This window comes from Microvirga vignae, from assembly GCF_001017175.1.
In the GTDB taxonomy this organism is placed as follows: domain Bacteria; phylum Pseudomonadota; class Alphaproteobacteria; order Rhizobiales; family Beijerinckiaceae; genus Microvirga; species Microvirga vignae.
Window position 1 is genome coordinate 1 of the sequence record NZ_LCYG01000091.1, and the last position, 19,003, is coordinate 19,003.

18 protein-coding genes and 1 pseudogene are annotated in these 19,003 nt (G+C 62.0%); 11 read left to right on the plus strand and 8 right to left on the minus strand.

Annotation, left to right across the window (positions count from 1 at the left end; genetic code table 11):
• A pseudogene (locus AA309_RS26690) lies at positions 1-238 on the plus strand (porin); the annotation flags it as partial.
• A gap of 149 nt (positions 239-387) precedes the next feature.
• On the opposite strand, the gene AA309_RS26695 reads toward AA309_RS26690, so the two are convergent.
• Together AA309_RS26695 and AA309_RS26700 are read right to left on the minus strand one after the other, a co-directional pair.
• Positions 388-1,269, minus strand: a complete 882-nt coding sequence (locus AA309_RS26695; protein ID WP_047192062.1) for an alpha/beta fold hydrolase — start codon at positions 1,267-1,269, stop codon at positions 388-390.
• 41 nt (positions 1,270-1,310) lie between these two features.
• The gene (locus AA309_RS26700) at positions 1,311-3,353 is read right to left on the minus strand and encodes a lytic transglycosylase domain-containing protein (protein WP_047192063.1); all 2,043 of its coding nucleotides are present in this window, start codon (positions 3,351-3,353) and stop codon (positions 1,311-1,313) included.
• A gap of 185 nt (positions 3,354-3,538) precedes the next feature.
• On the opposite strand from AA309_RS26700, the gene dapA reads away from it, so the two are divergent.
• The 3 genes from dapA to AA309_RS26715 are packed head-to-tail and all read left to right on the plus strand — an operon-like array spanning position 3,539 to position 5,482.
• Entirely contained in the window at positions 3,539-4,423 is an 885-nt protein-coding gene (gene dapA / locus AA309_RS26705) for a 4-hydroxy-tetrahydrodipicolinate synthase (RefSeq protein ID WP_047192064.1), read from the plus strand.
• 6 nt (positions 4,424-4,429) lie between these two features.
• Complete coding sequence (smpB, locus tag AA309_RS26710; RefSeq protein WP_047192065.1) at positions 4,430-4,903, plus strand: SsrA-binding protein SmpB; 474 nt, start codon at positions 4,430-4,432, stop codon at positions 4,901-4,903.
• A gap of 48 nt (positions 4,904-4,951) precedes the next feature.
• A complete protein-coding gene (locus AA309_RS26715) occupies positions 4,952-5,482 on the plus strand; it encodes a glycine cleavage system transcriptional repressor (RefSeq protein WP_047192066.1) in 531 nt (176 codons plus the stop codon).
• Positions 5,483-5,549: 67 nt separating this feature from the next.
• On the opposite strand, the gene AA309_RS26720 is transcribed toward AA309_RS26715, so the two are convergent.
• The 5 genes from AA309_RS26720 to rpoZ form a co-directional block, all read right to left on the minus strand.
• The gene (locus AA309_RS26720; RefSeq protein ID WP_047192067.1) at positions 5,550-6,212 is read right to left on the minus strand and encodes a LabA-like NYN domain-containing protein; all 663 of its coding nucleotides are present in this window, start codon (positions 6,210-6,212) and stop codon (positions 5,550-5,552) included.
• 241 nt (positions 6,213-6,453) lie between these two features.
• Positions 6,454-7,038, minus strand: coding sequence for an orotate phosphoribosyltransferase (pyrE, locus tag AA309_RS26725; protein ID WP_047192068.1), 585 nt, complete (start codon positions 7,036-7,038; stop codon positions 6,454-6,456).
• Between the two features lie 88 nt (positions 7,039-7,126).
• On the minus strand, positions 7,127-7,825 hold the full coding sequence (locus tag AA309_RS26730) for a gamma-glutamyl-gamma-aminobutyrate hydrolase family protein (RefSeq protein WP_047192069.1): 699 nt from the start codon (positions 7,823-7,825) through the stop codon (positions 7,127-7,129).
• Positions 7,826-7,831: 6 nt separating this feature from the next.
• Positions 7,832-10,003 (minus strand): RelA/SpoT family protein, encoded by a 2,172-nt coding sequence (locus AA309_RS26735; protein WP_047192070.1) that lies wholly within the window; start codon positions 10,001-10,003, stop codon positions 7,832-7,834.
• Positions 10,004-10,192: 189 nt separating this feature from the next.
• Positions 10,193-10,597, minus strand: coding sequence for a DNA-directed RNA polymerase subunit omega (rpoZ, locus tag AA309_RS26740; protein WP_047192071.1), 405 nt, complete (start codon positions 10,595-10,597; stop codon positions 10,193-10,195).
• A 400-nt stretch (positions 10,598-10,997) separates the two neighbouring features.
• On the opposite strand from rpoZ, the gene fabD reads away from it, so the two are divergent.
• The 7 genes from fabD (at position 10,998) to gmk (ending at position 17,735) form a co-directional block, all read left to right on the plus strand.
• A complete protein-coding gene (fabD, locus tag AA309_RS26745) occupies positions 10,998-11,945 on the plus strand; it encodes an ACP S-malonyltransferase (RefSeq protein WP_047192072.1) in 948 nt (315 codons plus the stop codon).
• A gap of 13 nt (positions 11,946-11,958) precedes the next feature.
• Complete coding sequence (fabG, locus tag AA309_RS26750; RefSeq protein ID WP_047192073.1) at positions 11,959-12,696, plus strand: 3-oxoacyl-[acyl-carrier-protein] reductase; 738 nt, start codon at positions 11,959-11,961, stop codon at positions 12,694-12,696.
• A 235-nt stretch (positions 12,697-12,931) separates the two neighbouring features.
• Positions 12,932-13,168: an acyl carrier protein gene (locus AA309_RS26755; RefSeq protein WP_009764365.1), complete on the plus strand. Its 237-nt coding sequence runs from the start codon at positions 12,932-12,934 to the stop codon at positions 13,166-13,168.
• A gap of 65 nt (positions 13,169-13,233) precedes the next feature.
• A complete protein-coding gene (gene fabF / locus AA309_RS26760; RefSeq protein WP_047192074.1) occupies positions 13,234-14,496 on the plus strand; it encodes a beta-ketoacyl-ACP synthase II in 1,263 nt (420 codons plus the stop codon).
• A gap of 95 nt (positions 14,497-14,591) precedes the next feature.
• Positions 14,592-15,989 (plus strand): endolytic transglycosylase MltG, encoded by a 1,398-nt coding sequence (mltG, locus tag AA309_RS26765; protein ID WP_047192075.1) that lies wholly within the window; start codon positions 14,592-14,594, stop codon positions 15,987-15,989.
• A 203-nt stretch (positions 15,990-16,192) separates the two neighbouring features.
• Positions 16,193-17,080: a YicC/YloC family endoribonuclease gene (locus AA309_RS26770; RefSeq protein ID WP_047192076.1), complete on the plus strand. Its 888-nt coding sequence runs from the start codon at positions 16,193-16,195 to the stop codon at positions 17,078-17,080.
• Positions 17,081-17,084: 4 nt separating this feature from the next.
• Positions 17,085-17,735, plus strand: coding sequence for a guanylate kinase (gene gmk, locus AA309_RS26775; protein WP_047192077.1), 651 nt, complete (start codon positions 17,085-17,087; stop codon positions 17,733-17,735).
• 126 nt (positions 17,736-17,861) lie between these two features.
• Here gmk and AA309_RS26780 read toward each other — a convergent pair whose 3' ends face one another.
• The gene (locus tag AA309_RS26780) at positions 17,862-18,974 is read right to left on the minus strand and encodes a D-alanine--D-alanine ligase family protein (RefSeq protein WP_047192078.1); all 1,113 of its coding nucleotides are present in this window, start codon (positions 18,972-18,974) and stop codon (positions 17,862-17,864) included.
• Between the last annotated feature and the right edge of the window lie 29 nt (positions 18,975-19,003).

Consider the following 19,003-nt stretch of genomic DNA (forward strand, 5'->3'; position numbering starts at 1 on the left):
CTGGACCCCTGAGATCCGTCAGAACGTGTTCGGTTCGTATGCGAGCGTCGAGTACGGCGCTGGCGTCGTCGATGCGGACTTCGACGAGTGGCGCGTCGGCACGAACGTGATCTGGTCGCCGGTCTCCGGTCTCGACATCGGCGTCGAGGTTCTCTACGCCAGCGTCAATCCTGAGGCTCCTGGTGTCGAAAACGACGACGCTTGGGAAGGCCGTCTGCGCGTTCAGCGCGACTTCTAATCGGCTCATCCCGATCGGATAAGGAAACCCCGGTGGAAACATCGGGGTTTTCTTTTGCGTCCATGGTCTGCCGTGCAAGGCTATGCCGTCAGAAGCATGGCAAAGGCCTGCTTCTCAGTTTGTCGGAAGGTGAGGAAATGCGCTGAAACTCAGAGAGAGGTTTCAGCGCGGGCGATCAGATCTTTGATCGATTGAATGATCGGTTCTTCGATCAATGGGGCATGGCCCTGTCCCGGCACAGTGATTGCCGTCAGTTGCGAATGACGCTCTTGCATGGCGCTGAGAGTTTGGGCCGACAGGAGATCCGAGTTCTCCCCGCGAATGGCGAGAACCGGAAAGGGCGTCATTCCACCGAACAGGTTCCACAAATCTGGCATCGGTATCTCGGGATCGAGCTCCTGCAAAGGCTTCATCAGGCTGGGGTCGTAGCTGAGAGCAAGATGGCCGTTCTTCTCGTGCCAGGTGCCCCGTGCCATGCTCTCCCATTGCTCTTGTGTGAAGGCAGGAAACTGCGCATCCAAAACCTGCTTCAGGATCTGTGCGCCTTCCTGAAGCGTGTTGGGCATTGGTAATTTGCCCACATAGCTGCGGATACGGATCAACCCTTTGGGTTCGATGACCGGGCCGACATCGTTGAGAACGGCCCCGGCCAGCAGTGTCGGCCGCGTCGCGCTCAAGGCCATCGTGAGAAGCCCTCCACGCGAGGTGCCGGCGAAAACCGCCTTCTCGATTCCTGCAACGGTCAGCACCTGCAAGACATCATCGAGTTCTGTTCCGAGCTCATATTGACGCCAGTCGGAAGCCCATTCCGAGCGTCCGCGCCCGCGATAATCGAGGGCGAGAACGCGGCGAGGGTGGGCTGCGTCCGTACTGAGCGTCTCGGCGAGACCGTGAAAATCCTCGGAGTTTCGCGCAAGGCCGGGCAGGCACACGACAGGCAGCGCGCTCCCGGCCAGGGGGCCATAATCACGCGCATAGAGACGCAAGCCGTCGGAGGCCGAAACGAAAAGATCCCGGTAAGAGCTGCTCATGGGAGACTCGATTTGAGGCGTCAGATGAGCAGCATCTTGCCTCAATACGCGGTCTTTGTCGCATCCGCCGTTTCAGCCGCCGTCGGAGCCGACACCGGCTTCTCTTTCAGCCGCGCCCGGTAGACATGCAGGTTTTCCATGACACGCTGCACATAGTTGCGGGTCTCATAGAACGGGATGCGTTCGACCCAGTCGATCATGTCCACCTGGGGCTTGCGTGGATCGCCATAGGCATCGATCCATTTCTTCACATTGCCGCCACCGGCATTATAGGAAGCAAAGGCGAGGATGTAGGAACCCTTCCAATCCTCCATCAGCTCTCCCAAATGAGCCGAGCCGATTTTTGCATTGTAGGACGGGTCCTCTACCAGCCGTTTCAAGTCGAAGCCGAGACCGAAGCGCTGTGCTGTGCGCTTGGCGGTGGCCGGCATGAGCTGCATGAGGCCGCGCGCGCCTGCGCTCGAAACGGCCTTGGGATTGAAGGCGCTTTCCTGTCGAGCGATGGCATAGACCATAGCAGGCTCCACCTCGTCGCCGACCGGCTGGAAATCCGGAATAGCCGCAAGCGGATATGCGTGTTGATCGAGCGGGAAACCCCGTTGCAGGGCGATCTTGCCGACCGCCAGAACCGCGCGCGGATTCTGCTGTGAGGTCGCGAGTGCCGCGAGCGCATCGAGCTGTCCCGGATCGTTCATGGTCTGGGCAAGGTCAATGTAGAGGCCGATCGCCAATTCCGTTTCACCAGCTTGGTGCAGAAGGCTTAACGCGCGGACGGGAATGAGAGCCTCGAAAGCCTTGCGTTCCTCCTCCTTCAGAGGATCCACGGATCGCAGGGATACGCTCTCGCCGAGCTTCTCGCGGGCGAGTTGCCCATAATAGGTGGTCGGGTGGTCGGCCGCCCGGGCGTAAAAGAGCCTCGCGTCAACCGATGCTCCGGCAGTTTCAGCGGCTCGCGCCTGCCAATAGGCGATGCGGGACAGGGAGATGGGTGTGGAGGCCGTCTTCGTAACCGTCGCGAAGTGCTTTGCAGCTGCTGCCGGATCGTTCAGGAAACGAAGCGCGATCCAGCCGGCATGAAACTCAGCCTCGATCTGCTGCGCAGGGGATTCGGCGGCATGATGGTTTGCAACCTTATAGGCCGTCTGAGCGTCGCCCTTGTCGAGAAGCTCCCGGGTGATGAGGCGCTGCTCGGCCCACCACTCGTCGCCATCGACGCGCAGTTCGTGATCCCGCGGCGCCTGCATAATGATGTTGGCGGCCTCGACCAGGTTCTTGCTCCGACGCTGAAGGAGCGCACGAGAGAACAGGTAGGACGGGTCGATCCGCAACGAGGCCGGGACAGTCGCGAAGGCCTTCGCGGCCTTCTTCTTGCCCTGAAAGACGCTCATGCGCGCCTTCACCAGGGTCACATAATCCTTGCCGGCATAGCCCGCTGCGCGCAGGGCCGCGCCCCAGTTCTCCTTCAGGAGGTGACGCTCCATACGAAAGCGATGATCGGCTTGCGTCAGCAGGTTCGGGAGGCGGTCGCGAATGCGGCTTTCGGTTTCGCTGCCGAAGGTGTCCTCCCGCCAGACATGGCGGATCAGGTCGGTGGCCTCCTGGTCGAGGCCATCATTCTTGAGCGCGAAACCGAGCGCGATGCGTCCGGACGCCGTGACTGGGCGATGCTCGTCGAAAAAAGCGCGGATCTGGGCGGTCGAGGGGCGTTGCGCGAGGAAAGTATCCTCCATGCGCCGACGGAGCTGCGCAGTCGTGGGCCAGTCCGGATAATCCTTCCGGAAGGCGATGATCCTCTCATAGCCGATGGACAAGCCGCTGCGGATAGCGAACCATTCCGCCACAGCCTGCGCTGCCGGGTCGGAAAGCTTCGATTTCAGGATCGCGGCTTCCGTCAGATCGTTGTCCCGGTAGGCCTTGAAGATCAGCGGCAGCTGTTCCAGGTCTCCCATGGGCTTGGGGGGCGGTGTGAAGCTCTCCAGGGTCGTGGCTTCAGGTGGGCCAACCGGCATTTCGTTGGCGTGAACGGTGAGGGTGGACAATTGGAGCACGGCGACAGACGCCAGAAGACGTATGAAAAGGCGCATTGTGAGGTTCACCCGCTAACCCCCGTGCCGTCGCTTGCCTGTTTTTGCGACGTTTCTCTTGAGGAAACACCAAGTGCCGCGCTAGGACAACACCCTAAAGGTTCGTTTGCGCCCATGCGACGCACCCCTTATGTGTTAAGCCATTGGGCTGCTTCAGATCTGCCGCTTCTAATTCGAGGATAATCATGACCCGCTTCTCAGGCTCCATCACGGCTCTGGTGACCCCCTTCAAGGATGGCGCCGTGGATGAGGCTACCTTCCGGGCCTTCATCAATTGGCAGATCGAGCAGGGCACTCATGGCCTGGTTCCGGTCGGCACCACCGGCGAGAGCCCGACACTGAGCCACAAGGAGCACGACCAGGTCGTCGAGATCTGCGTCAATGAGGTGAAAGGCAGGGTGCCCGTGATCGCGGGCGCCGGCTCCAACAGCACGGAGGAGGCCATCGGCTTCTCCAGGCATGCGGAGAAGGTCGGCGCCGATGCGGTGCTGATCGTCACGCCTTATTACAACAAGCCAACGCAGGAAGGCCTCTATCAGCACTTCAAGGCCATCAACGACGCCATCGGCATTCCGATCATCATCTACAACATCCCCGGCCGCTCGGTGATCGACATGTCGGTGGAGACGATGGCGCGGCTCTATGAGCTCAAGAACATCGTGGGCGTGAAGGACGCGACCGCGAACCTCGCCCGCGCCAGCCTGCAGCGCCAAGCCATGGGCCCCGATTTCATCCAGCTCTCGGGCGAGGATGCGACGGCCCTCGGCTTCATGGCCCATGGCGGCCATGGCTGCATTTCCGTAACTTCCAATGTGGCTCCGCGCCTGTGCGCCGATATGCAGGAGGCCTGCCTGGAGGGCGATTACGCAACCGCCCTGAAAATTCAGGACCGCCTCATGCCGCTCCACACCAACCTGTTCCTTGAGACCAATCCGTCGCCGGTGAAGTATGCCGCGTCCGTTCTGGGCCTGATGAAGGACGATGTGCGCCTGCCGCTCATCCCGGTCTCCGCGGGCACGAAGCAGGCGGTGCGTTCGGCCATGGTCCATGCGGGCCTGATCAACGCTTAAAAACGAATGGCAAAAGATCCGAAGAGCGCCTTCCGCGTTGTCGCCGACAACAGGAAGGCGCGGTTCAATTACGAAATCGTCGATACCTACGAGGCGGGCATTGCGCTCACCGGCACGGAGGTGAAGTCCTTGCGCACGGGCAAGGCCACCATAGGCGAGGCCTATGCCGGCCCGTCGGGCGAGGAGTTCTTCCTCTTCAACGCCTATATCCCGGAATACCTCCAGGCCAACCGCTTCAACCACGAAACGCGCCGTCCACGCCGCCTTCTGCTGCACAAGAACCAGATCAACAAGCTGATCGGTGCAACGCAGCGCGAGGGCTTCACCGTGATCCCGCTCAAGATCTATTTCAACGAGCGCGGACGGGCGAAGGTGGAGCTCGGCCTCGGTCGGGGCAAGAAGCTCCACGACAAGCGCGAGACGGAGAAGGAACGCTCCTGGAACCGCGAGAAGGCGCGGCTCATGCGCGAGAAGGGCTGACACGGCGTCCTCGCGCTCTAACTCCCTGCTGCAATTGGAGGGATCAGCATGGCGTCCGTGGCTCTCGTTTCCGTTCTCGGCCCCGACCGCGTCGGGCTTGTCGCCGCGATTGCGGAGCACCTGTTCAATATCGGCGTGAACCTGCGCGATACGACCTTCGCCTCGCTGGGGTCGGGAGCCGAGTTCCTGGCGATCTGCGAGCTGCCCACAGGTCTCGAAGCAGGCGATATCGAGACGGGTCTGAGCCGGCTTCCGGAGCTGGATGGCTCTGAAGTTCGGGCCGTACCTTACGCCTTCGACCCCAGTCCCGGCCCTGCTGGCAGCATCACGCACCGCATCACCATCAGCGGCGGCGATCAGCTTGGCCTCGTGGCGCGGCTCGCGGAGGTGTTCAAGCAATACAATGCCAACATCGTGCGCTTGGAAGCCCGCAAGCTCTCGGATGCCGAGGGGGGACTCTATGTGACGCGCTTTGCGGTGTTCATCCCAGACGAGCAGGTGAACCTCTGCGTCGCCACCGTCAGCAACACGGCCGGCGCGCTGGGATTGGATTGTGACGTAGAGGCGAGCACGCTTTAGCTCTCGCCCGTAGCAACAATGGCCGGGATTAGTCCGGCCATCTGTGTATCCTCTTGGGTTTCAATCCTTAGAGATCGAACTCGTCGTCCGATCCCTGCTGGCGGATGCCGTATCGGCTTTCCAGGGCACCGTTGCGCGGCTGCTGTTGCTGCTGCTGCGTCCTCGGGCGGTCACTGCCTTCCCCGGCGGGACGCTGCTGACGATCCGACGGATCGCGGCCGATGCGGGAGGCCAACTGCGAGAGATCCAGAAACTCGTCGGCCTGACGGCGCAGCTCATCGGCGACCATTGGGGGCTGGGTGGTGATGGTGGATACCACGGAGACCCGCACGCCCCGGCGCTGCATGGCCTCGACCAGCGAGCGGAAGTCGCCGTCGCCGGAGAACAGGACCATGTGGTCGATATAGGGAGAGAGCTCGAGCGCATCGATGGCGAGCTCGATATCCATGTTGCCCTTCACCTTGCGGCGACCGGCGGAGTCGACGAATTCCTTCGTCGGCTTCGTGACCACGCGGTAGCCGTTGTAGTCGAGCCAGTCGATGAGCGGACGGATGGAAGAGTATTCCTGATCTTCCACGAGGGCCGTGTAGTAGAACGCGCGCACCAGGGTGCCTCGGCCCTGGAATTCCTTCAGCAGGCGCTTGTAGTCGATATCGAAACCAAGCGTCTTAGTCGTAGCGTAAAGGTTGGCTCCGTCGATGAAGAGCGCAATCCGCTGCTGGCCTGACATAAGTATTCTCTGTTTGTGTCTGCTTGGTCGGCATAACAACCTGAACTGTCAAAGCGACATCTATTATTTATGCTCACAATATACTTGCGCAATAAAAACAGGCGCGCCTAGGAACAGGCTGCTATCAACCCTTTAGACGAGTAAAAACCGAAACTTCAAATACTTAATGGCCAGTAAGTGGGAAGAGTCAAGTTGGCAGAAAGGGGGCAGTCAACCCTTAAGGCGGGAAATAAACAGATTTTTATGATTTAAGGTTGCGGCTGCCCGGTTTGATGGCCGGCAAAGCAGCCAGTTCCGGCGGCAGCTTGTCCGGTTCATAGGCGGGAATGTCGAGCTGGACCAGGGAGACGAGAGGCACACCGAGATCCGTTTTCCCGCCGGAGCGGTCGATGAGGCAGGCTGCCCCCAGCGTCGTTCCCGGATACTCTTTAAGAGCCGTCAGGCATTCACGGGAGGACAGGCCCGTGGTGACGATATCCTCCACCGTCACGACCCGTGCGCCTTCGGGAATCGTGAAGCCGCGCCGCAGGGTGAAGACACCGTTCTCGCGCTCCACGAAGATCGCCTTGGCGCCGAGATGCCGGGCGGTTTCATAGCCAGGCACGATACCACCCACGGCGGGCGAGACCACGTAATCGACGGCCCCGAACCTTTCCTTGATCTTCTCGGCCAGCGCCCGGCAGACCCGCTCCGTCCGAGCAGGGTCCTGGAACACGAACATCTTCTGAAGAAAGACTGGGCTGTGCAGCCCCGACGAGAGAATGAAATGCCCTTCAAGCAAAGCACCGGCGGAGCGGAATTCTTCAAGGACTTCGTTCGGGGTCATGGCGTGTCTCCTACGTGAGCGCTGTGTGGCAGGAGGGGCGGCGAGAGGCAAGGGCCAAACGCACGTGAACGTCAAATAGCTGTCTTTGTCAGCCTTGCGCGGATTCCTGCACGAATGCGTTGAAAATCGCATTCCCAGGGTGATCCTGTCTGGCAAACAGCTCCTGGTGCCATTGCACGCCCAGAGCAAAGCGGCGGGACGGGATTTCAATGGCTTCAACGACGCCGTCTTCGGCATGGGCGCTTGCCACCACCTCGTCCGAGAGTTCGACGACAGCTTCCCGGTGGAAGGTATTCACGGAAAGCTCGCGTCGTCCCACGATGCGGGAGAGGAGGGTGTTCGCTTCGATCGCCACGGGATGTTCGTGACCGCGCTTGTCGTGCTCCATGACGTGCGAGCCCATCGCGCGCACATCGGGCGACAGGCGGCAGCCGTGGAGGCCTGCGAGAACCTGCATGCCGTTGCAGATGCCGAGCACCGGTTTGTCGCGTTCGAGGAATCCGCGCATGAGTGCGAGCTCCACATCGAGACGTTCGGACTGCGGAGCTTTCGAGGTCTGTCCGTCGAGGAACCACTCATCGGGAAACGCGAAACGACCGCCGACATTCACGAAGCCGTCGAACTCGTCGACGACGGCTTCGACCATATCCATGAAATAGGGGATGCCGAAGGGCATGCCGCCCGCGCGCTGAATTCCAACGAAGTAGTTCTTCGTCATGTCGTAACGCGTGCCGTCAACGCTGGTGTTTTCGTCCATGATGACGGCGATGCGGGGTTTAGACGACATGGCTGCTTATCCTGTGATGCGGTCGACGCGGCTCACCACACGCTTGGCGCGCAGTTCAGCGATGATGGCGTTGAGGTGCTTCAGATCCCACACAGTCAGGTCGATGGTGATATCCGTAAAATCCTGCGTGCGCCGCTTCATGTTGACGTTGTCGATGTTCCCGTCGTGATCCGCAATCACCTGTGCGATCTGCGCGAGCGAGCCCGGCTCGTTGATCGATTGCAACTTGATGCGCGCGGGGAAGCGCTGCGTGGAGCCGGATTCCAGATCCCAGCGCACGTCGATCCAGCGGTCGGGCTCGTTGTCGAACGCGGCGAGTGAGGGCGATTGGATCGGGTAGATCGTCACCCCTTCGCCCGGCGTCAGAATGCCGACGATACGATCGCCCGGAACGGCACCGCCTTCGGGTGCGAAGCGGATGGGCATATCCTTGTTGAGGCCGCGGACTGGAATGCCGGTCGGCTGCTCACCGGTCGGTTTCGTGCCTGCGCCGTCCGGCTGGCCTGTGCCCTTGCCATCGGGTCCCACGCGCCGCTCGTCCTTGTAGTCTGGATAGACCGCGCGCACGACATCGCCGGAGAACATCTCGCCACGGCCCACGGCTGCGAGTACATCCTCCACGGAAGCACGCGCCAAGCGGGGCAGGGCACCTTTCAGCTTCTCGTCGGAGAAGGCACGTCCTGCGCGCTCGAAGGCGCGCTCCAGAATTTGATGGCCGAGGCCCGTATATTGCCGCCGCACGGCCGTGCGTGTGGCGCGGCGGATCGAGGCGCGTGCCTTACCGGTCACCACAAGGGATTCCCAGGCCGCAGGCGGCGTCTGGCCTTCGGCACGGACGATCTCGACCTCGTCGCCGTTCTGCAGTTCGGTCAGCAGCGGCGACATGCGGCCGTTGATCTTGCAGCCGACCGCCGTGTTACCGACATCCGTGTGCACCGCGTAGGCGAAGTCGATGGGAGTCGCGCCGCGCGGCAACGCGATGAGGCGGCCCTTCGGGGTGAAGCAGAACACCTGATCGTGGAAGAGCTCAAGCTTCGTGTGCTCCAGAAACTCTTCCGGATTGTCGCCTTCCGCGAGGAGGTCGATGGTGCGCCGCAGCCATTGATAGGCGCGGCTTTCGTTCGCCAGACGCGAATTGCCGTTCACGCCTTCCTTGTAGAGCGCATGCGCGGCAATGCCGTATTCCGCCACCTCGTCCATGTCGGCGGTGCGGATCTGCAGCTCCACGCGCTGGCTGCCAGGGCCGATCACCGTGGTGTGGATCGAGCGGTAATCGTTCTGCTTGGGCGTGGAAATGTAGTCCTTGTAGCGACCCGGCACCATCGGCCAGCTCGTGTGCACGATGCCGAGTGCGCGGTAGCATTCATCGACCGTGCCGACGATGATGCGGAAGGCGAAGATATCCGACAGCTGCTCGAAGGAAACGGACTTGCGCTCCATCTTGCGCCAGATGGAATAGGGCCGCTTCTGGCGTCCCGACACCTGCGCGTCGATGCCCTGGGCCTTGAGCTTGGTGGTCAGAGTCTGCTCGATCTCTTCGACGAGCTTTTCGCTCTTTGCCGTCAGCTCGTGCAGGTGGCGGTTGATGGCCTCGAAGGCTTCCGGATCGAGGTTCTGGAAGGACAGCTCCTCCAACTCCTCGCGCATCTCCTGAATGCCCATGCGTCCGGCGAGCGGTGCATAGATCTCAAGCGTTTCCTGCGCGATGCGCTGGCGCTTCTCCGGCGGCATGAAGCCGAGGGTGCGCATGTTGTGAAGGCGGTCGGCGAGCTTCACCAGGAGCACGCGCACATCGTCCGCGACAGCAAGCAGCAGCTTGCGGAAGTTCTCGCCCTGCGCGGCGCGCTTCGATACCAAGTCGAGGCGTTTGATCTTGGTAAGGCCGTCGACGAGGGCGCCGATCTGGGGGCCGAAGGTCTTGTTGATCTCCTCCAGCGTCGCCTCGGTGTCTTCCACCGTGTCGTGGAGCACCGCCGCGGCGATGGTCGCCTCGTCGAGCTTCATATCCGTCAGGATGGCCGCGACTTCGAGAGGATGGCCGAAGAACAGGTCGCCGGACGCGCGCTTCTGGTTGCCATGAGCCATCATGGCATACACGTAAGCACGGTTAAGCAGCGCCTCGTCAGCCGAGGGGTTGTAGCGCTTTACCCGCTCGACAAGTTCGTACTGGCGCATCATATCCGCCGCCACCCCCTTCAGAATCGGTCTATCTGGCTGAAATCAGAAGACTTTGGAAAATATTGTAATACGTCTTCTGACCGCAAGCTGAATACCTTGCCGCAGGCGGTAAAACCGCACCGTGGTTAAGGCCCTGACGAAAAAGCCCGGCTTTGAGCCGGGCTTTTTGAAAAATATGGTGCTGAGCGCTTATTCGCGGTCGTCGTCGTCCGAGCTGTTGTTGCTCGGAGGGACAAGGCCTTCGAGGCCGCGCAGCAGGTCTTCCTCGCTCATGCGATCGAACTGGACGTCCGTGTCGTTGTCGGCACCCGAGGCGGCAGCCGTATTGCCCAGCATGGGAACGGCCTCGGCCTCCGGCTCGTCCACCTCGACATACTTCTGCATGGAGTGGATGAGCTGCTCCTTCAGGTCGTCGGGAGCGATGGTCTGATCCGCGATCTCGCGGAGGGCCACGACGGGGTTCTTGTCACGGTCGCGGTCGACGGTGAGCGGCGAGCCAGAGGAGATCAGGCGGGCGCGGTGGCTGGCCAGCAGCACGAGCTCAAACCGGTTGTCGACCTTGTCGATGCAGTCTTCGACGGTCACGCGAGCCATGCAGGGGCTCCTTCTTCAGGTTCATGAGAATATCGGAAGGTGGGGTAGATACATCGCCTGGATCGAGAAAACAAGAGGAAGCGTGGTTTTCCATAAGGTTATCGGTGGTGTGCTCCCGCACTCCAGCCCTATCTGCTTGGCATTACGCTCTCAGGGCCCAAACCGGGGAGGTTGTCATTAAGGCATTTGGCTTGGTTCTGCTCACCCTGCTCCTGATAGGTGGCGCCATTCGAATGTGGGGAACCTACACGAAATCCGGGCGGATCGACGCCTGCATGGATAACGGCAGGGTCTGGGACTATGAACAATCCAAGTGCCACGGGGAGCGTTCTTCGCCTTGACTCCTCGGTCTTTGAGTGCGAGTCCCGCGCGGATTTTCGCAACAAAGGTTCCGCTCCCGATGAAGCGCGCATTCATTTTCCCGGGCCAGGGAAGCCAGGCTGTGGGCATGGGCAAGGCCCTTGCCGACAACTTCCCCCAGGCCAAGGCCGTGTTCGACGAGGTGGACGAGGCTCTCTCCCAGAAGCTCTCCGCCATCATGTGGGAAGGCCCCGCCGAGGAACTGACCCTGACCGCCAATACCCAGCCGGCCCTGATGGCCGTGAGCCTTGCCGCCATGCGCGTGCTGGAGGCCGAGGCTGGGCTCGATCTCAAGACGCATGCCGCATACGTTGCCGGCCATTCGCTCGGCGAATATTCGGCACTTGCCGCTGCCGGCAGCCTCTCGATTGCCGATACGGCCCGTCTCCTGCGGATCCGCGGCAATGCCATGCAGAACGCCGTGCCCGTGGGGCAGGGCGCCATGGCCGCTCTTCTCGGCCTTGAATACGACGCCGCCCTCGAGGTCGCCCGCGCGGCTGCTCAAGGAGAGGTTTGCGATGCGGCCAACGACAATGGCGGTGCCCAGGTCGTGGTCTCCGGCCATAAGGCCGCCGTCGAGCGAGCGGTTGCCATCGCCCAGGAAAAGGGTGCCAAGCGCGCCGTGATGCTGGCCGTGTCCGCTCCCTTCCATTGCGCCCTCATGCAGCCTGCCGCCGACGCCATGCGCGAGGCTCTGGCCGGTGTGACCGTGAACGCTCCTGCCGTTCCGGTGGTGGCCAATGTGGAGGCTGCGCCGATCACCGATCCGGCAGCGATCAAGGATGCCCTGGTTCGCCAGGTCACCGGGACGGTCCGCTGGCGTGAATGCGTGGCCTATATGGCGGCCCAGGGCGTTGAATCGTTCTATGAGGTTGGATCGGGCAAGGTCCTGACCGGACTCGTGAAACGCATCGCGGCGGGCACCACGTCGAGTTCCATCGGCACCCCTGAGGATGTCGCCGCCTTCAAAGCTTCCCTGCAAGGATAAGAGGAGAGCCTCCATGTTCGATCTGACTGGCCGCAAGGCTCTCGTGACCGGAGCCACCGGCGGTATCGGCGGCGCCATCGCCCGTTCTCTGCACGCCCAAGGCGCAACCGTCACCCTCTCCGGCACCCGCCGCGCCGCCCTCGACGAGCTGACGGCCTCGCTGGGTGAGCGGGTCCACGTGGTCGAGGCGAACCTCGCCGACAAGGATTCGGTCGAAGCCCTCGTTCCCGCTGCGGAAGCGGCGATGGACGGGCTCGACATCCTCGTCAACAACGCCGGCGTGACCAAGGACAACCTTTTCATGCGCATGAAGGACGAGGAGTGGGACACGGTGATCGCCGTGAACCTGACCGCTTCCTTCCGCCTTTCCCGTGCCGCCGTGAAGGGCATGATGCGCCGCCGCTTCGGGCGCATCATCAATATCGGCTCGGTCGTGGGCTCCACCGGCAATCCGGGGCAGGGCAACTACGCCGCCTCCAAGGCTGGCCTCATCGGCATGACGAAGGCGCTCGCCGCCGAGGTTGCCAGCCGCAACGTCACCGTGAATCTGGTCGCTCCGGGCTTCATCGAATCCCCCATGACGGACGTACTCAACGAGAAGCAGCGCGAGGGAATCCTGGGCACCATCCCCATGGGGAGGCTGGGCCAGGGCGAAGAAATCGCCTCGTCTGTTGTCTATCTCGCGTCCAACGAAGCTGGCTACGTGACGGGCCATACCCTGCACGTAAACGGCGGAATGGCCATGTTCTAAAGGTACTTAGCGGCGTTTGCAGAATCTGTTTGCAGGCGCCGCTGGCCTCTCGCCAGAGAGGATAAGCTTGTGTTAAGCATGAGCCCGATCGAGCCAAAGGGGTTGACCGGCGCTTAAAAATGCGGCTTTGCACGGCGCAAGGTAGCCGTTTCAGCGTTGTCAGCTGAGCAGCTGATCTGATTTCGATTTTTAATCCGCCCAATTCCTGAGGCGGCAGCCACTGAGGAAGAGAACGATGAGTGACGTCGCTGATCGCGTGAAGAAGATTGTTGTCGAGCACCTCGGCGTTGAGGCCGACAAGGTGACGGACAACGCCAACTTCATCGACGACCTGGGCGCCGACAGCCTCGACACCGTCGAGCTGGTGATGGCTTTCGAAGAAGAGTTCAACGTCGAGATCCCGGATGATGCGGCTGAGACCATCGTCACGGTTGGCGACGCCATCCGCTTTCTCGAGAAAAACGCAGCCTGAACGCTGACGGGCGTCGGGTGAGTCACCCGACGCCCGATTTTTATTTAACGATAGGGTAGAACGTTATGCGCCGGGTTGTTGTTACAGGTGTTGGCATGGTTACTCCGCTGGGCAGCGGGGTCGATACCACGTGGTCCCGCCTGATCGAGGGGCAAAGCGGCGCTAACAAGATCACCAATTTCCAGGTCGATGATCTGGCCTGCCAGATCGCCTGCCAGATCCCGGTCGGCGACGGCTCCAACGGCACCTTCAATCCCGACGAGTGGATGGAGCCCAAGGAGCAGCGCAAGGTCGATCCCTTCATCGTCTATGCTATGGCGGCCTCGACCCAGGCTCTGCGCGATGCGGGCTGGGCCCCGAAGACCTATGAGGAGCAATGTGCCACGGGCGTGCTGATCGGCTCCGGCATCGGCGGCATCGGCGGCATTTACGAGGCATCGGCGACCCTGATCGAGCGCGGTCCGCGCCGTATCTCGCCCTTCTTCATTCCTGGCCGTCTCATCAACCTCGCTGGCGGCTACGTCTCCATCGAGCACGGCCTGAAGGGACCGAACCACGCCGTGGTGACGGCCTGCTCCACCGGCTCGCACGCCATCGGCGACGCGGCCCGCCTGATCGCGCTCGGCGATGCGGACGTCATGGTGGCCGGCGGCACGGAATCCCCGGTTAACCGCCTCTCGATTGCGGGCTTCGCCGCCTGCCGCGCGCTCTCCACGAGCTACAACGACACGCCTGAGAGGGCTTCGCGCCCCTACGACAAGGACCGTGACGGCTTCGTCATGGGCGAGGGCGCCGGCGTCGTGGTGCTGGAGGAGTATGAACACGCCAAGGCACGCGGCGCGAAGATCTATGCCGAGGTCATCGGCTATGGTCTTTCGGGCGATGCCTACCACATCACCTCGCCCTCCGAGGATGGCGATGGTGCCTACCGCTGCATGGCTGCGGCTCTGAAGCGTGCAGGCATTCCGGTCTCCGATATCGATTACGTGAACGCCCACGGCACCTCGACCCCGCTCGGCGACGAGCTGGAGCTGAAGGCTGTCGAGCGTATCGTCGGCAACGCGGCGGGCAAGCTCTCCATGTCATCCACCAAGTCGGCCATCGGCCATCTGCTGGGCGCGGCCGGTGCGGTAGAGGCGATCTTCTCGATTCTCGCCATGCGCGACGGTATCATTCCGCCTACCATCAACCTCGACAATCCGTCCGTCGAAACCGCTATCGACCTCGTGCCGAAGGTGGCCAAGCGCAAGGAAGTCAACGTTGCCCTGTCAAACTCCTTCGGGTTCGGTGGCACCAATGCCTCACTGATCTTCCGCCGCGTTGCCTGAGGATAGCTGTTCTACGTTACGGCTTTTCGCCATAATCCCCGTTAGGGTGTCGGACGAGTCATCGAAAACTAGGCCGACACCAGAAAAGCATCGTGATGTTCGGACGCAAAAAGAAAAGCACCCTTCTTTCGGAGCACGAGGCCGAAACCCAAGGTGCGGAGCAGCCGCGCCTTGCGCCGCGCTCACCCAGCGAGGCGCTCAAGCCGACGCTTGCTCCCCCGCCGCCGCCTCGTCTTCGCCGCCGTCGCGGAGGCATGCTGTCGCTCTTCAGCGGCCTGCTGACGCTGTTCGTGGCCCTGGCTCTGGCAGGTGTTTTCGGCTTCACGATGCTGGAGCGGGAGGTCACCGCGAAGGGGCCGCTGCAGAACGACAAGGTGGTGCTCATTCCGCGCAATACCGGCACAGGTGAGATCGCGCGCATCCTGAAGGAAGAGGGCGTCATCGATCAGCCCTTCCTGTTTGAGACCTATGCGCTCCTCAACCGTCAGCGCGGCCAGCTCAAGGCAGGCGAGTTCCAGTTCAAGGCTGGCGCGAGCATCGAGGAAGCCATCGATACCCTCGTACAGGGTAAGGCGATCCTCCACGCGATCACGGTTCCGGAAGGCCTTACGAGCGATCAGATCGTGGCGCGCCTTTACGAGAACGAGATCCTGAGCGGCGACATTGCCGAGACGCCGCGCGAAGGAACGCTGCTGCCCGATACCTACAAGTTCGAGCGCGGCACCACGCGTCAGCAGATCGTCAACACCATGCAGGCGGCGCAACGCCAGGCGCTCAACCAGATCTGGCAGCGTCGCTCGGCGGACCTGCCGATCAAGTCGCCGCAGGAACTCGTGATCCTCGCCTCCATCGTGGAGAAGGAAACGGGCCGCGCCGATGAGCGCACGCGTGTGGCGGGCGTGTTCATCAACCGCCTTATGAAGCGCATGAAGCTCCAGTCGGATCCCACCATCGTGTACGGCCTGGTTGGTGGCAAAGGCACGCTCGGCCGCGGGATCATGCGCAGCGAGATCGAGACGGCGACGCCCTACAACACCTATGTGGTCGAGGGGCTGCCGCCCGGACCTATCGCCAATCCGGGACGGGCCGCGCTCGAAGCGGTGGCCAATCCGTCGCGCACCAAGGATCTGTACTTCGTGGCCGACGGCTCGGGCGGCCACGCCTTCGCCGAAACCTACGACCAGCACCAGCGCAACGTGACCCGCTGGCGTCAGATCGAGAAGACCAAGCCGACGACCGACGGTGAGAACGTCGATCGCGTCGTTGATCCGGAGGCTCCCGGTCAATCCGGCGCAGTCGACGACGGCCTGTCGGAACTGCGCGGTACGGCCAACGCCATGTCGACTCCTGGGGCCCGTCCGGTCGGCGCGAATGGAAAGGCAGGGCGCGCTCGTGGCTTCGATGCCAGCGAGGGTACCGAAAAGGATCCGCTCAAGAACAAGACGTTCGACCTGACCAATCCGAAGAACGTTCCGGCGCTCAAGCAACCCTGATTGTTTTTCGCTCAGTCACTGCAATCGACTTCAGAGTCGGCGCGCATTCGAGCATCGGACGAGAAAAGTGGATTTGCACTTTTGGGTCCGATGCTCTCCCCCTTTGACGGGCGCATCGTGTGACGCGGAAAACCGGGTCCACTTTTCCGCACGATGCGCTATGGTCGCGCCGATTTTTCATTTCTAGGCCTGAGGTTCAGTGGATGGCGATTGCAAGCATGACCGGCTTTGCCCGCGAGGCCGGTGTGACCGGCTCCAATCAGTGGGCCTGGGAGATCAAGACCGTTAACGGACGCGGTCTCGAAGTGCGCGTGAGGACACCGTCCGGACTCGACGCCATCGGTGAGGAGGCGCGCGGCCAGATTCTCAAGGCGTTCAGTCGGGGCCAAGGCCAGCTCAATCTCACCCTGTCCAAGACCTCCACCGCGCCGAAGCTGCGGGTCAATCAGGAGGTGCTGCAATCGCTCCTCTCCGCCATCGGCGGCCTGACCCTGCCGGACAATGTGAAGCCGGCTTCCCTCGATGGACTTCTCTCCGTTCGTGGCGTCGTGGAACTCGACGAGGATGGGGGGGATCCTGCCCAGGATGAAGCGCTTGCGACGGCTCTGAAAGAGGGTATTGCAAAGCTCATCGAAGCATTGAAGTCCGCGCGGATGAAAGAGGGCCAGGCGCTCTCTGCCGTCTTGAACCAGCAGCTCGATACCGTTGCAGTGCTCGTCTCCGAAGCGGAGGCTTGTCCCGCCCGCCAGCCGGAAGCCATTCGCGCGCGCCTCGAAGCGCAGATTGCGGAGCTTCTCGACGGCAAGGCGTCCCTTGATCCTGCGCGCCTGCATCAGGAAGCGGTGCTCATTGCCGCCCGCGCCGATATTCGCGAGGAGATCGACCGCCTGCGCGCCCATGTGGATGCCGCGCGAGCGCTGCTCAAGGAAGGCGGGCCGGTGGGACGCCGTCTTGATTTTCTGGCGCAGGAATTCGGCCGCGAAGCCAATACCCTGTGTGCAAAGGCCAATGATGTGGCTCTTTCACGGATCGGTCTTGAATTGAAGGCCGTTATCGAGCAATTCCGCGAGCAGGTTCAGAACGTGGAGTGATGCGGTGAGCCAAGATTCGAAGCCCCTGGTCAGCCGTCGCGGCCTCATCCTCATTCTGTCCTCGCCCTCCGGCGCCGGAAAGACCACGCTCACCCGCAGCCTCGTGGAAGAGCAGGCAGGCGTTCTCTCGATTTCCGTCACCACACGCCCCAAGCGTCCCTCCGAGATCGAGGGAAAGCACTATCACTTCATTGATGTGGAAGAGTTCAAGGCGATGCGTGATCGCGATGAGCTCCTCGAATGGGCCGAGGTGCACGGCAACTTCTATGGCACCCCGCGCAAGCCGGTGGAGAAGACCCTCGCGGCCGGCCAGGACATGATCTTCGACATCGACTACCAGGGCACACGTCAGGTGCGTGAGAAGCTGCCCGACGATGTGGTGACCGTGTTCGTCCTGCCGCCGAGCTTCAAGGAACTGAAGGCCCGTCTGGAGCGCCGCGCGGAGGATGCGGACGAAGTCATCGCCAAGCGCCTCGCCAACGCCCGTATCGAGATGGAGCGTTGGGTCGAATACGACTACGTGATCGTCAACGAGGATCTCGGTCAGTCCTTCCAGAGCCTCAAGGCCATCCAGGCAGCCGAGCGCCTCAAGCGGGATCGCCTCGTAGGCCTGCAGGAGTTTGTGCAGGGACTGCTAACGGAGAAGATCGACTAGAGCATCGGACCCAAAAGTGGACTTGCACTTTTGGGGATCAATCCGATGCTCTCTTCCTTAATGAGCGCATCGTTGGCTGCGGAAAACCCGGTCCACTTTTCCGCACGACGCGCTAAGGCTTGCTGTTCACACGAGTGCCAATCCGTTCCGGTGCTCGTGACGGGCAATCGCGTGGCCGAGCAGCACCTCCATCAGCTCCTGCTGGGATAGGCCGCCGGCCTCCCAGAGCTTGGGATACATGCTGATGGCCGTAAATCCTGGAAGCGTGTTCACCTCGTTGACGAAGAGGCCCTCTTCCCGGTTCGGGTCGACGAAGAAATCGACGCGCGCCAGACCTTCGCAGCTCAAGACCTTGAAGGTCTCAATGGCGAGATCCTGGATCTTTCGCACCTGCCCGGCCGAGAGTTCGGCTGGAATGCGCAGCAGGGCACCGTCAGCATCGATGTACTTCGCATCATAGCTGTAGAAGCCGTGGCTGCTCGCGGGCACGATCTCGCCGAGCGGGGAGGCGCGAACCTCACCGGAGGCATCCTCCAGCACGGAGCACTCGATTTCCCTGGCGCCCGTGATGCTTCGCTCCACGAGCAATTTTCCATCGTAGCGGAAGGCGTGCTCGCAGGCTCGTGCGAATTCGTCTGCGGACGTTGCGCACGACACGCCGACGGAGGAGCCCATATTGGCGGGCTTGATGAAAAGATCGGTGGTGCCGAGCACATCGACGGCCGCCCGATAGTCCATTCGATTGCGCGTCGTCAGGGGCAGGAACGGCACCACGGGAATGCCGCTGTCGCGGAGCAGACGCTTGGCGATGTCCTTGTCCATGCCAGCGGCGGAGCCCATCACGCCGGAGCCCACATAGGGAACATTCGCGAGCTGGAGGAGGCCTTGAACCGTTCCATCCTCGCCGTTCGGTCCATGGAGAACCGGAACGATGGCATCGAGCCGCAGAGAGCGGGAGGAGGCTTTGCCATCGAGGACGATCATCTCGCCGTCGCCACCAGGAAGGAGCGCCACCTGGGGAGCGCCCTCGGGAATCGCGAGCGACCGCGCGCCTCTGCCGGCACCATTGCCGGTGTCGCACAAAAGCCAGCGCCCATCCCGGCCGATGCCGATCAGGACGATATCGTAGCGCTCAGGATTCAGGGCACGAAAGACATTGGCCGCCGACAGCTTGGACACCTCATGTTCCGCAGAGCGGCCACCAAAGAGAAGTCCGATCGTCTTGCGTGGTTGTGTCATGCGCTCCTCCCGTCACAGCCGGTCAGAGG

Excerpts from the sequence above, each read along its gene's own strand:
- AA309_RS26695 (WP_047192062.1), bottom strand. The coding sequence starts at position 1,269 with ATGAGCAGCTCTTACCGGGATCTTTTCGTTTCGGCCTCCGACGGCTTG.
- AA309_RS26700 (WP_047192063.1), bottom strand. The coding sequence starts at position 3,353 with ATGCGCCTTTTCATACGTCTTCTGGCGTCTGTCGCCGTGCTCCAATTG.
- dapA (WP_047192064.1), top strand. The coding sequence starts at position 3,539 with ATGACCCGCTTCTCAGGCTCCATCACGGCTCTGGTGACCCCCTTCAAG.
- smpB (WP_047192065.1), top strand. The coding sequence starts at position 4,430 with ATGGCAAAAGATCCGAAGAGCGCCTTCCGCGTTGTCGCCGACAACAGG.
- AA309_RS26715 (WP_047192066.1), top strand. The coding sequence starts at position 4,952 with ATGGCGTCCGTGGCTCTCGTTTCCGTTCTCGGCCCCGACCGCGTCGGG.
- AA309_RS26720 (WP_047192067.1), bottom strand. The coding sequence starts at position 6,212 with ATGTCAGGCCAGCAGCGGATTGCGCTCTTCATCGACGGAGCCAACCTT.
- pyrE (WP_047192068.1), bottom strand. The coding sequence starts at position 7,038 with ATGACCCCGAACGAAGTCCTTGAAGAATTCCGCTCCGCCGGTGCTTTG.
- AA309_RS26730 (WP_047192069.1), bottom strand. The coding sequence starts at position 7,825 with ATGTCGTCTAAACCCCGCATCGCCGTCATCATGGACGAAAACACCAGC.
- AA309_RS26735 (WP_047192070.1), bottom strand. The coding sequence starts at position 10,003 with ATGATGCGCCAGTACGAACTTGTCGAGCGGGTAAAGCGCTACAACCCC.
- rpoZ (WP_047192071.1), bottom strand. The coding sequence starts at position 10,597 with ATGGCTCGCGTGACCGTCGAAGACTGCATCGACAAGGTCGACAACCGG.
- fabD (WP_047192072.1), top strand. The coding sequence starts at position 10,998 with ATGAAGCGCGCATTCATTTTCCCGGGCCAGGGAAGCCAGGCTGTGGGC.
- fabG (WP_047192073.1), top strand. The coding sequence starts at position 11,959 with ATGTTCGATCTGACTGGCCGCAAGGCTCTCGTGACCGGAGCCACCGGC.
- AA309_RS26755 (WP_009764365.1), top strand. The coding sequence starts at position 12,932 with ATGAGTGACGTCGCTGATCGCGTGAAGAAGATTGTTGTCGAGCACCTC.
- fabF (WP_047192074.1), top strand. The coding sequence starts at position 13,234 with ATGCGCCGGGTTGTTGTTACAGGTGTTGGCATGGTTACTCCGCTGGGC.
- mltG (WP_047192075.1), top strand. The coding sequence starts at position 14,592 with ATGTTCGGACGCAAAAAGAAAAGCACCCTTCTTTCGGAGCACGAGGCC.
- AA309_RS26770 (WP_047192076.1), top strand. The coding sequence starts at position 16,193 with ATGGCGATTGCAAGCATGACCGGCTTTGCCCGCGAGGCCGGTGTGACC.
- AA309_RS26780 (WP_047192078.1), bottom strand. The coding sequence starts at position 18,974 with ATGACACAACCACGCAAGACGATCGGACTTCTCTTTGGTGGCCGCTCT.